At 71.0% G+C, this 12,096-nt stretch carries 9 protein-coding genes; 3 read left to right on the top strand and 6 right to left on the bottom strand.

Annotated features, from left to right (window positions below; all coding sequences use genetic code 11):
* Nucleotides 1-1,824: translation elongation factor 4 (lepA, locus tag ACWDS7_RS41185; protein WP_451933708.1), on the bottom strand; the 1,824-nt coding region annotated here is incomplete at its 3' end.
* A gap of 74 nt (nucleotides 1,825-1,898) precedes the next feature.
* Here lepA and ACWDS7_RS41180 point away from each other — a divergent pair.
* Complete coding sequence (locus ACWDS7_RS41180) at nucleotides 1,899-2,900, top strand: hypothetical protein (RefSeq protein WP_451933707.1); 1,002 nt, start codon at nucleotides 1,899-1,901, stop codon at nucleotides 2,898-2,900.
* 148 nt (nucleotides 2,901-3,048) lie between these two features.
* Nucleotides 3,049-3,321, top strand: a complete 273-nt coding sequence (gene rpsT / locus ACWDS7_RS41175) for a 30S ribosomal protein S20 (RefSeq protein ID WP_306857103.1) — start codon at nucleotides 3,049-3,051, stop codon at nucleotides 3,319-3,321.
* 427 nt (nucleotides 3,322-3,748) lie between these two features.
* Here the strand turns inward: rpsT and ACWDS7_RS41170 are convergent, their stop codons facing one another.
* A complete protein-coding gene (locus tag ACWDS7_RS41170; RefSeq protein ID WP_451933706.1) occupies nucleotides 3,749-4,237 on the bottom strand; it encodes a MarR family winged helix-turn-helix transcriptional regulator in 489 nt (162 codons plus the stop codon).
* 74 nt (nucleotides 4,238-4,311) lie between these two features.
* Here ACWDS7_RS41170 and ACWDS7_RS41165 point away from each other — a divergent pair, with 74 nt between their 5' ends.
* Nucleotides 4,312-5,205 (top strand): EamA family transporter, encoded by an 894-nt coding sequence (locus ACWDS7_RS41165; RefSeq protein WP_451933705.1) that lies wholly within the window; start codon nucleotides 4,312-4,314, stop codon nucleotides 5,203-5,205.
* A gap of 156 nt (nucleotides 5,206-5,361) precedes the next feature.
* Here the strand turns inward: ACWDS7_RS41165 and holA are convergent, their stop codons facing one another.
* From holA to ACWDS7_RS41145, 4 genes are all read right to left on the bottom strand, one after another.
* A complete protein-coding gene (holA, locus tag ACWDS7_RS41160) occupies nucleotides 5,362-6,333 on the bottom strand; it encodes a DNA polymerase III subunit delta (protein ID WP_306857099.1) in 972 nt (323 codons plus the stop codon).
* A 635-nt stretch (nucleotides 6,334-6,968) separates the two neighbouring features.
* Nucleotides 6,969-7,451: a nuclear transport factor 2 family protein gene (locus ACWDS7_RS41155; protein WP_451933704.1), complete on the bottom strand. Its 483-nt coding sequence runs from the start codon at nucleotides 7,449-7,451 to the stop codon at nucleotides 6,969-6,971.
* 158 nt (nucleotides 7,452-7,609) lie between these two features.
* Nucleotides 7,610-10,018, bottom strand: a complete 2,409-nt coding sequence (locus tag ACWDS7_RS41150) for a ComEC/Rec2 family competence protein (protein WP_451933703.1) — start codon at nucleotides 10,016-10,018, stop codon at nucleotides 7,610-7,612.
* A 259-nt stretch (nucleotides 10,019-10,277) separates the two neighbouring features.
* Entirely contained in the window at nucleotides 10,278-10,709 is a 432-nt protein-coding gene (locus ACWDS7_RS41145) for a helix-hairpin-helix domain-containing protein (RefSeq protein ID WP_451933702.1), read from the bottom strand.
* Nucleotides 10,710-12,096 lie beyond the last annotated feature (1,387 nt).

The raw sequence follows: 12,096 nt of genomic DNA, 5'->3' as shown, positions 1-12,096 counted from the left end.
GTCGGCGGAGGACTCGGTGGACAGCGCGGCGACGAACGCCTCCTGGGGGACCTCGACGCGGCCGACCATCTTCATCCGCTTCTTGCCCTCCTTCTGCTTCTCCAGGAGCTTGCGCTTACGGGAGATGTCACCGCCGTAGCACTTGGCCAGGACGTCCTTGCGGATGGCGCGGATGTTCTCGCGGGCGATGACACGGGCGCCGATGGCCGCCTGGATCGGGACCTCGAACTGCTGCCTCGGGATGAGCTCGCGGAGTTTCTTGGCCATCTCGACGCCGTAGCCGTAGGCCTTGTCCTTGTGGACGATGGCGCTGAAGGCGTCGACCGCCTCGCCCTGGAGCAGGATGTCGACCTTGACCAGGTCGGACTCCTGCTCCCCCGAGGGCTCGTAGTCCAGCGAGGCGTAGCCGCGCGTGCGGGACTTGAGCTGGTCGAAGAAGTCGAAGATGATCTCGCCGAGCGGCATGGTGTAGCGGATCTCGACGCGGTCCTCCGACAGGTAGTCCATGCCCTGCAGGTTGCCCCGGCGGTTCTGGCAGAGCTCCATGATCGCGCCGATGAACTCCGAGGGCACCAGCACCGTGGACTTCACCATCGGCTCGAAGACCTGGTCGACCTTGCCCGTGGGGAACTCCGACGGGTTGGTGACGGTGACCTCCTTGCCGTCCTCCATGATCACTCGGTAGATCACGTTGGGCGCGGTGGAGATGAGCGAGAGGTTGAACTCGCGCTCCAGGCGCTCACGGACAATCTCCATGTGGAGCAGGCCCAGGAAGCCGCAGCGGAAGCCGAAGCCGAGGGCCGCGGAGGTCTCCGGCTCGTAGACCAGGGCGGCGTCGTTGAGCTGGAGCTTGTCCAGCGCCTCGCGGAGCTCGGGGTAGTCGTCGCCGTCGATCGGGTAGAGGCCCGAGAACACCATGGGCTTGGGGTGCTCGTAGCCGCTGAGCGGCTCGATGGCCGGCCGCGCGAGGGAGGTGACGGTGTCACCGACCCGCGACTGGCGGACGTCCTTCACACCGGTGATCAGATAGCCCACCTCGCCGACGCCCAGACCCTTGTCGGCGATCTTCGGCTCGGGGGAGATGACACCGATCTCCAGGGTCTCGTGGGAGGCGGCGGTGGACATCATCTGGATGCGCTCGCGCTTGCCCAGGTGGCCGTCCATGACCCGGACGTAGGTGATCACGCCCCGGTAGGTGTCGTAGACGGAGTCGAAGATCAGCGCGCGGGCGGGCGCCTCGGCGTCGCCGACCGGGGCCGGGATGTTCTGCACGACGTGGTCGAGCAGCTCCCGGACGCCCACGCCGGTCTTGCCGGAGACCTTGAGCACGTCCTCCGGCTCGCAGCCGATGAGGTGGGCGATCTCCGCGGCGTACTTCTCCGGCTGGGCGGCCGGAAGGTCGATCTTGTTGAGCACCGGGATGATCGTCATGTCGTTGTTCATGGCCAGGTAGAGGTTGGCCAGAGTCTGCGCCTCGATCCCCTGCGCGGCGTCGACCAGCAGGATCGCGCCCTCACACGCCTGCAGCGAGCGGGACACCTCGTAGGTGAAGTCGACGTGCCCGGGGGTGTCGATCATGTTGAGGACGTAGTCGGTGCCGTCCACCTGCCACGGCAGCCGGACCGCCTGCGACTTGATGGTGATGCCGCGCTCGCGCTCGATGTCCATCCGGTCGAGGTACTGGGCGCGCATGGAGCGGTCGTCGACCACACCGGTGATCTGCAGCATGCGGTCGGCAAGCGTTGACTTGCCATGGTCGATGTGCGCGATGATGCAGAAATTGCGGATCACCGCGGGATCGGTCTGGCCAGGCTGAATGCGCACCGGTGTCCGTTTCGACGGGATTGACGACGATCTACGGCTGGCATACCAGCCGTCTTCCATGGTGACATGTCCGGGTGATTGCCCGGACCAGAGCACGGCGCGGCCTGCGGTTTCTGACAGTGGTGGCGGCCCTGCTCCTTGTGCTGCCCGGGGTGGCCGCGGCCACCCTCACGCTCCAGTTTACCGGGACACCCGCCTCGTGGGCGAAGAGCACCGGTCATGACGCCCTGTGGCTCGGTCACATGTGGGTGGACGGCCGCAAGGGCGCCGCCGACGTGAAGAAGCTGGCCGTACGGCTGCGCAAGACAGGCGTCAAGGACGTCTACGTCCACGCGGGCCCGTTCGGCTCCGACGGATCGCTGCCCGGCGACAGGCACCCCGCCGCCAAGGACTTCCTGAAGTGGTGGCGCGCGGAGCTGCCCAAGGTCCGAGTGTCGGCGTGGCTGGGCCAGAAGGTCGACGGCGTCCTGGACCTCGACGACCCGGCCTCCCGGCAGCGCGTGCTGGACGGCGTGCGCCACGTCATGGAGCTCGGCTTCGACGGCGTGCACTACAACTTCGAGCCGATCGGCAGCGGCGACACCGACTTCCTGGACCTGCTGACCCGTACGCGCCCGATCGTCGGCGACGGGCTGCTGTCCACCTCCACCCCGCAGATTGAGCCGTTCCCGCTGACCCGCCCGGCCGTCCGCGCCGTCATCGGCCACGACAAGTACTGGTCGCCCGACTACTTCCGGGAGGTCGCGGCCCGCACCGACCAGGTGGCGGTCATGACCTACGACTCCTTCCTCCCCTCCGAGCTGCTCTACGGCGGCCACGTCGTACGGCAGGGCACCCTCGCCCTGGATCTCGTGCCGCCGGAGAAGACCCTGCTGCTCGGCGCGCCCGCCTACCACGACCACGGCGTCTCGTGGTCCGACGCGGCGGAGAGCGTGGCGACCGCGGCCGAGGGGGCGCGCCTGGCGCTGACCTCCCACGGCAGGGGCCGGGAGCGGTTCGGGCTGGCCCTCTACGTCGACTTCGCGGCCACGGAGGAAGACTGGTCGGAATACGAGCGATTCTGGTCCCGTCCGTGACGGGAGCACGGTAAGCTGATCAGGCATCCCTCTGTCCAGTCGGTTGATTTGAGCGACCGTCCGGGCAGTTGGTAGCCTGTTCAACTGCGTGTGGCGCGCCCTCTCTGCCCGCGCGCCCCACTCCGACGACATTCACCGAGGCTTCTTCGTGGCGAACATCAAGTCCCAGATCAAGCGCAACCGGCAGAACGAGAAGGCCCGGCTGCGTAACAAGGCTGTCAAGTCGTCCCTCAAGACGGCGATCCGCAAGTTCCGCGAGGCCGCCGACCAGGGCAACGTCGACGAGGCCGTCGTGCTCCAGCGCGCCGCCTCCCGCCAGCTGGACAAGGCCGCCAGCAAGGGCGTGATTCACAAGAACCAGGCCGCCAACCGCAAGTCGGCGATCGCCCAGCGCGTCGTCGAGCTCTCGGCTGCCAAGTAACCCAGGTTCTTCCAGACGCCGCATCCCTCGATAAAGGGGGGTGCGGCGTCTTGGCGTTCCCCCGGCCCCCGCTCCCCTACGCCCCGGCCCCTCCACAGGCTGGTCCGGGCGGACCCGCGGACCGCGCCGCCTCCGGGCTGGGCGGACCCACGTCGGTCCGGACGGATCCATATGTGACCGCTCCCAGGCCGGGCGGATCCATACATGGCCACCCCCAGGCCGGGCGGATCCATACACGACCACCCCAGGCCAGGTCGGGCATGGCCACACGCGACCGCTCCCCGGCCAGGCGTGGCCATATACGACCACTCCCAAGCCAGGCCAGGCGTGGCCACACGCGACCGCTCCCCGGCCAGGTAGGACATGGCCAACGCGACTCGGCAGACCAGATCCGGCGGACCTGGAGATCGCTCCTCGCCGGGCCGGACTACTCCAGGGCGCCCATCAGGGCCCGGAGCAGGTCACCGAGCCGCTCGCGATCCTCCTCCGACAGCACGGCCAGTGCCTGGTGCTGGGGTGCCAGTCCCGCGGCCACGGCCTCATCGATCACCTGGAGCCCCTGGGCGGTCAGACTGACGCGCAGCGCCCGGCGGTCCTCGAGATCAGGAGTGCGGACGATCAGCCCCGCCCGCTCCAGCCGGTCGAGCCGTCCCGTCATGCCGCCGGAGGTCAGCATGAGCGTGGCGGTCATGGCCTTGGGTGACAGCGTGTACGGCTCGCCGGCCCGGCGGAGGGTGGCGAGCACGTCGAACTCACCCCGGCCGATGCCGTAGGCCGCGTACACCTCCTCTATGCGGTCCCCCATGAGCCGGGCGATCCGGTAGATCCGCCCGAAGATCCCCATCGGCGACGGCTCCAGGTCGGGCCGCTCCCGCTGCCACTGCATCACGATCCGGTCAACCGGGTCCTCAGTCATGCGATCAGGATAGCTTGACTATAAATAACTTAGTGCTAAGTTACTTGCTACTGATCTTATTGAAGGAGTCCCCCGTGACAGCCCCGCGTCCGGCCCTCATCGCCGCCACCGCTCTCGCCCCCGCCGTCTGGGGCACCACCTATATCGTGACCAGCGAGTTCCTCCCTCCAGACCGCCCGCTACTGACCGCCCTGCTCCGCGCGCTACCCGCCGGGCTGCTCCTGATCGCCGTGACGCGGGTGCTGCCCAAGGGCGACTGGTGGTGGCGCGCGTCGGTGCTGGGCGCGCTGAACATCGGCATGTTCTTCCCCCTGCTCTTCCTGTCCGCCTACCGGCTGCCCGGTGGTGTCGCGGCGGTCCTCGGCGCCATCCAGCCGCTCCTGGTCGCTGGATTCACCCGTGCCGTGCTGCGTGAGACCGTCCCGGTCCACCGCGTGCTCGCCGGGATCATCGCCACGGTCGGGGTCTCCCTCGTCGTGCTACGGGCCAACGCCGCTCTCGACGCCGTCGGCATCGTGGCGGGCGTCATCGCCGCTGCGGGCATGGCGGCCGGAGTCGTCCTCACCCGCTCCTGGGGGAAGCCCGCAGGCGTGGGCGACCTGGCCCTCACCGGATGGCAGCTCACCACGGGCGGCCTGGTGATCGCTCCGGTGGCCCTCGCCGTCGAGGGCATGCCGCCCGCGCTGGACGGAGCCGCCATCGGCGGCTACCTCTGGCTGGGCCTCGTCGGCACGGCCGCCGCCTACACCCTGTGGTTCCGCGGCGTCTCCCGGCTGCCCGCCCCCCAAGTCTCCCTGCTCGGCACCCTCAGCCCGCTCACGGCGGCGCTGCTCGGCTGGATCGCCCTCGGCGAGTCCCTGAGCCCGCTCCAGCTCACCGGCTTCGCGCTGGCCCTCGCCGCGACCGTGCTCGGCCAGCTCCCCTCGCTCCGCCGCACCCGCGCCACCACGAACCCGCAGACCGCCTAGACACCACCCCGAACCCGCGGACCACCCAGGCACCACCCCGAACCCGCGAACCACTTAGGCACCGCCCGAGCTTTCCGGCCATCGGGGCGCCGGGCCCCGCCCCGGACGGCACCTCGCCGCGGCAGAGCCGGCAGGACAGGGGCTACAGGACAGGGGCTAACGGCCCGTACGGCTGGCGACGACGGTCTGGATCATGTGCTCCAACGCGTAGGCGGGGTCGGCGCCACCACCCTTGACCTGCTCGTCGGCGGCGGCGGCGGCCTGGAGCGCCCGGGCTATGCCGTCGGGGCCCCAGCCGTTCAGCTGCCGCTGGACCCGGTCGATCTTCCAGGGCGGCATGCCGAGATGGCTGGCGAGCTGCCCGCCACGCAGGTTGCGCGGGGCTCCACCCACCTTGGCCAGCGAGCGCAGCCCTCCTGCGAGCGCGCTCACCAACAGGACCGGGGCCGTCCCGGTGGCGAGCGCCCAGCGGAGCTGCTCAAGGGCATCACCCAGGCGTCCTTCGACGGCGGAGTCGGCCACGGTGAACCCGCTGACCTCTGCCCGGCCCCGGTGATAGCGGGCGACGGCCGCCTCGTCGATGGCCTTGCCCGGAGTGTCGAAGGCGAGCTGGCTGCAGGCCGCGGCGAGCTCCCGGAGGTCGTTGCCCACCGCGTCGAGCAGGGCGGCGGCCGCGTCACCGCCGATGGTCCGTCCCGCCCGCTTCAGCTCGGCCTTGACGAACGCGAGCCGTTCGGCCGGCTTGGTCAGCTTGGTGACGGTGACCACGTGGGCGCCGGCCTTCTTGACCCCGTCCACCAGAGCCTTTCCCTTGACCCCGCCGGGGTGGACCAGGACCAGCGTGACGTCCTCGGCCGGATGCGCGGCGTAGGAGACGATCTCGGCGATGACCTCCTTGGCCAGATCCTGGGCCGAGCGGATCGCCACCACCGACCTGTCGCCGAACAGCGACGGCGAAGTCAGCCGGGTCAGCTCCCCCGACTCCACCTTCCCGCCGGTCAGATCGTGCACCTCGGTCCCCGGATCCGCCGCCCTGGCCCCCGCGATCACCTCTCCCACCGCACGGTCGGCCAGCAACTCCTCGTCGCCGAGTATCAGGGTCACGGGTGCTGGAACGGTCGCCGCCATGCTCAGCAGCATGCCATGCGCCGGTGACCGGATCACAACAAGCAAGCCATTCGCAATCCGAATGCAGGCGGCCTGGGGCAGTCTTGGAGCGAGCAAGAAAGGCGAAACCCACGATGAACTCCACCACCTGCCGCCAGACCTGCCCGCACTGCGGGACGGCCCTCGACGAGGGCCCCATCATGTACCGCTGCGCACCCTGCAGCCGTTCCGTGTACGCCGCCGACGTGGACACCGAGTTTCACCGCCCGGCCAAATCCTCAGCCTGACCCCCACGCGGGAGGACCTGCCCCCCAAGGGGACCTGTCCCCCACACGGAGGGATCTGATCCCGCACGGGAGGGCCTGACCCCGGCATGAGGGGGCCTGACCCTCGCACGGGAGGGCCTGACCACACAGAGGGACTTCCCCCACACGGGGGATCTGATCCCCGCACGGGGACCTACCCCCCCACATGGAGGGACCTGCCCCTCACACGGGAGGGCCTGAACACACGGAGGGGCCTGATCCCCGCACGGGAGGGCCTGACCCCTGCACGGGGGAGACGGGGAGAGCACGTGCGGGGGCCCCACCGGGGAGCCGGCGTTCCTCGCGGCCCGGCCGGCAGGGAGGTCCGTGGAGCGGGCGGCCGTAAGGCGGTCAGGCGCTCTGCGGGGCCTCATTCCATGCCTCGGCCCACCCTCCCTGCACCATGGTCTGGAAGACCCACCTGCCGCCGGCCTTCACCAACAGGTCCGCATAGCGCATGCCGTACGCCTCGCCGTTCATGGTCATCGTCGCGTCGGTGACCACGACGACCAGGTTCTTGGTCAGGAAGTGCGGCGTACGGGTCGACTCCATCTGGATCTCTCCCTGCTCACCGCCCCCCATCACCTCGGACATCGTGCGCATGAACCGCTCGCGTGTCCACTGGGCCGCGAGACCTTCGCCGTCGGCGCTGTCGGTCACCACGTTGAGGGGGAACATCGCCATGTCCGCCATCCGCTCGACGTCGACCTTCGCGCTGTGGGCGTCGTACTCGGCGAACCACGCCTCGACGCTCTGCCGGTCCTCGGCTGTCGGGGTGAAGGCACCGCCATCGAACGGGGATCCCTGGGTTTCCGTCACTGTCTGCTCCTTCATGATCGGCACTCTGCCCGGCACACGGCCACCGGCCCTCCGCCCTCGACGGGGCCCGCCCCGGACCTCCTCCGGCGCCATATGAACCGTACGCTGTACCGTACACGGTACGGCAGATTCCGGCCACCCGGCGCCGCCGCACGGCCGGCTGGTCGACGCCGTCAGGGCCATGGAGATCCCATCCGGCCGGGACGGCCCCGAGGGATGACGGCCAGTCCTCCTTGGCGGGCCACCACGGCGAGGTCTCCCGACAGGTCGGTCCGGTAGACGCGCACGCCGAGCCCGTTCAGCCGGGCCAGAGTCGACGGGGCCGGATGGCCGTAGTCGTTGTCCGTTCCCACGCTGATCAACGCGGCACGGGCACCCGTGGCCGCGAAGAACGCCGGGTCGTGGCCGGCCGATCCGTGATGGGGGATCTTGAGGATGTCGGCCCGGGGAAGACCTCTCCGGAGCAGCTCCGCCTGAGCCTCGGTCTCGATGTCTCCGCTGAGCAGCGCCGTACCGGCCGTCCAGCGCACATGGACCACGACGCTGGCGTTGTTGAACACCGCCCCTTCCCCTCCTCCCACCGGGGGCGCCTCGGCCGGCGGGCCGAGGACGGTGAGCTCGGAGGGGCCGAACCGCCAGGTCGCGCCGGGCCGCGCCAGCCACTCGACGGTCCGGCGACGGGCGAGGCCGGCGCTCAGCCTGGTGCTCTCCCGCTCCGCGACTCTGTGCGGGGTCACCACCACCGCCCCCACACGGCGACCTCGGAAGACGCCGTCCAGTCCGCCGACATGATCGAAGTGTGGGTGGGTGAGGACGACGAGCGGCACCTCGCGGACCCCCATGGACCGCAGGCACCGGTCCATCAGCACCGGGTCCGGTCCCGCGTCCACCACCACGGCCCGGCCCGGCCCGGCGGCGACCAGCAGCGCGTCCCCCTGGCCGACGTCGCACGCGACCAGCAGCCAGTCTCTGGGCGGCCAGCGAGCGGCAGCCGGCGTCACCACGGCGACGGCGACGACCACCCCGGTCACCACGGCCAGGGCGGCCCGGCGCGACCACCGGCGGCGCAGCACCAGGACGGCGATCGGGGCGGCGACGGCCAGGATGATCAGTCCGGTGACACCGCCCGGCCACGGGATCACCGCCAGAGGGAGTCCGGCGGCGTGCTCCGCCACCTCGATGATCCACCCGGCGGCGAGACCCGCCGGCCGCACCAGCGATTGAGCCAGTCCCATGTGCAGGGGCGCGACCAGCGCCACGACGGACCCGAGCAGGGTCGCGGGTGCGACGGCGGGCCCGGCGAGCAGGTTGGCGGGGATCGCCACCGGTGCGAGCTGGCCGGACATCAGGACCAGCACCGGGGTGACCGCCGCCTGGGCCGCGGCGGGCACGGCGATCGCCTCGGCGGCCCAGCGGGGCATCCGCCCCGCGAGGCGGTCCCGCCATCGGGGGGCGAGGACCAGAATGCCGCCGGTGGCGCAGACCGACAGGGCGAAGCCGTAGGACCGGGCGAGGACGGGGTCGAAGAGGATCAGCCCCAGGACGGTCACCGACAGTGCCGCGACACCGTCGCGCGAGCGGCCCGTACCGAGCGCCACCGCGGCGACGGTGCCCATGAGGAGGGCGCGGAGCACACTGGGCGACGGGCGGGCGACGACGGAGAAGGCCAGCATGGCCGCCACCGCCAGCAGTGCCCGGGCCGCGAGCGGCAGCCCCGCGGTCCGGGCCAGCGCGACCGCCGCCCCAGCCATGACCGCCAGGTTCGCCCCGGAGACCGCGGTGAGATGGCTGAGCCCCGCCTCCTTGAAGTCGGCCCTGACCTGCCGGTCCAGATGGGAGACGTCACCGACCACGAGCCCCGGCAACAGGCCGCGCTGCAGCGGCGGCAGCACACCGGCCGCCTCCCGCAGCCCTGACCGGAACATCCCGGCCGTGCGCTGCACCCATGAGGGACCGCTCATGACTCGCGGCGGTCCTCGTACGAGCACCACCGCCGCGAGCAGCTCTCCGGAGCCGGCCGGGCCGAACCGTCCCTGGACGGCCACCCGCTGACTGGGCAGCAGCGACCGCCACTCACCTCCCGAAACGAACATCACCACCGGAGCGCGCAACGTGATCCTGCCCGCCGACGTCGTGATCGACTCGATGCGGGCGGGCACCACGGAACTCTCCCTCCGGAACGTCCCCCCGCGCTGGGGCAGCTCCCGGGGGTCGTCCGTGATCACCGCCTCCACCACCGCCGAAGCGCGCCTGTCCACCAGCTCGGCCACCGGCCCCGTGCCGACCGCGTGCACCCGGAAGGCCACCGCCGCGGCCACGGCCGCCGCGCATCCCAGCACCGCGATCAGGACGTTCCGCCAACCGGCCATCCCTCCGCCGGGGACCGCCACGGCCACCGAGAGCGCACCCACAGCCGCCACCACGGCCACCGCGGCCCCCGCCGAGGGAGAGCAGCCCAGCAGGACGAGAGCGGTCACCCAGGACGCGAGGGCGGACGGGACCAGGTGGAGAGTATGTGCGCGCAGGCCCCTCTCGGCGGGGCCGTCGTCCCGGATCATGGCGGAGGCACCGAACCGGCTCATGACCGCGCCCTCCGGAGACAACGGGCCGACGACCGCATCCCCCGAAAGACCCGAGCCGACGAGCGCGCCTCCAAAGGCGCCAGATCAGAACCCACAGCTCCTGAAAGCACCGACCCGATGACAGCACCCCGAGAACACCAGCCCGACGGCCGCACTTTCAAAGACACCAGATCAGAATTCACAGCTCCTGAAGACACCGACCCGATGACAGCACCCCGAGAACACCAGCCCGACGGCCGCGTCTTGAGAAGGAGCCGGGTCATACGTGGACCTTGTCTTTCAGCTCGGCGTATTTCCGGTCGCCGATGCCGCTGACGTCGCGGAGCTGCTCGACTGTGCGGAAGCCGCCGTGGCTGTCGCGGTATTCGGCGATACGGCGGGCGAGCACCTCGCCGACACCTGGCAGTTGTTCGAGCTGTTGCTGAGTCGCGGCGTTGAGGTCGAGGACGGCCGCGGCGGGGTCGGCCAGAGCGGGTGCCGCGACGGCGGGACCGGAGGCGCCCACGACGATCTGCTCGCCGTCGACGAGCTTGCGGGCGAGGTTGAGAGGGCCGGCGGCGGCCCCTCTACGGACGCCGCCGGCGGCCTGGACCGCGTCGGTGACTCGGGAACCGGCGGGCAGAGTGATCACTCCGGCGCGGCGGACCTTTCCGGTGACGTGAACGGTCACCTCGATGGCACTGCCGGACAACGGAGCACCGGACTGCGGAGAACCGGGCCGTGAGGAACCGGACTGCGGGGAAGCGAAAAGGGTGGAGGCCGGTGTCGGGAGAGGAGGACCGGAGACGGGCGAGGGCGGCGCCAGGGGCTCGGGCTCCGGCTGCGATCGCCAGAGGTGGACCCCACCGGCGACGGCCGCGACCAGGGCGATGAGGAGGAGCAGGCGCAGTCCTGGGCGGCCGGGGGCGAGCATGGGCCCCTGGGTGGCGACAGCCGTACGGAGGGCCTCGAAGGAGGGCGGGATCGGGCCGGAGCGCATCCGGGCGGCGGGTCCGTCAAAGTGCGCCGGACCACCTGCAGGGGCGACGCCATTTGCAGAGGTGGAGCCACCGGCCCGCGCCCGCCTCTCCGGACCTGCGACACCACTCACCCATGCCCGACGGGCCAGACCGGCGGCGCCATCGGACCGCGCCTGGCTGTCCAGATCGGCGGAGGCGGCAGAGTGGACCGGGCTGTTCGGAGCGCCGGGTGTCACGGAGGTGTCGGACCGTGCGGGAGCGACCGGGCCGTCAGAACGGGCCCGGGGGCCCGGGCGGTGGGGCAACGGCGGAAAGGGGGTGGGGGCAGGAGCGCCGGACGCCGTCAGCATCCGCAGTCGTGACGCGGCGCGCAATCGCTCGGTGGCCTGCTCTGTGGTCCGCACAACCCGGACGCTACGGCGGTACCACCGGGCGATCGCTGGCCGAACGCGGCTCTGTGTACAACCTGTCCGCCCTACGGCGAGGCTGTGGACATCGCTGTCCGGACACGCCCAGGCATGCTGTTCGAGGTCGACGCCACCACGGTCCGGCCCTGCCCCCGGGTGTGGCACCCGTGACGGGCGAGCGCGGCCGAGAAGGCGTTACGCCACGTCGGTCCGGCGATCGTTCCGACGCGCCATGTCGGCGACCGACCGCGACGAGTACGGCGGCGCGTCAGGAGAAACCGGGACATCAGGAGGATCCGGGACACCAGAAGGATCCGGGACGCCAAGAAGGACCGGACGTCAGAAGGGACCGGGACGCCAGGAGGGACCGGGACGCCAGGAGAAACCGGGACATCAGGAGGATCCGGGACACCAGAAGGATCCGGGACGCCAAGAAGGACCGGACGTCAGAAGGGACCGGGACGCCAGGAGGGACTGGGACGCCAGGAGGAACCGGGACGTCAGGAGGGGCCGGGGCGTCAGGCGCAGGGCGAGACGGTCAGGCCGAGCATGCCGGGGCCCGCGTGCGCCCCGATGACCGCGCCCATCTCGACCACGGTGACCTTGGCGATCCCGGGGACAGCCCCTCAGGGACGGCCATCGGCCGGTTCGTCCAGTCCTGGACCACCGCGAGGTCGAGCTCGCCCCTGGCCACCTCGCGGATCTGCCGCTC

The organism is Streptosporangium sp. NPDC003464 (assembly GCF_053588315.1).
The sequence above is the reverse complement of the archived record's forward strand: the minus strand, read 5'-3'. Positions and strand labels throughout refer to the sequence as shown.

Bases quoted from the DNA above. Each gene is read 5' to 3' on its own strand.
- ACWDS7_RS41150 (WP_451933703.1), bottom strand. From the start codon at position 10,018: ATGAGCCGGTTCGGTGCCTCCGCCATGATCCGGGACGACGGCCCCGCC.
- ACWDS7_RS41170 (WP_451933706.1), bottom strand. From the start codon at position 4,237: ATGACTGAGGACCCGGTTGACCGGATCGTGATGCAGTGGCAGCGGGAG.
- ACWDS7_RS41155 (WP_451933704.1), bottom strand. From the start codon at position 7,451: ATGAAGGAGCAGACAGTGACGGAAACCCAGGGATCCCCGTTCGATGGC.
- holA (WP_306857099.1), bottom strand. From the start codon at position 6,333: ATGGCGGCGACCGTTCCAGCACCCGTGACCCTGATACTCGGCGACGAG.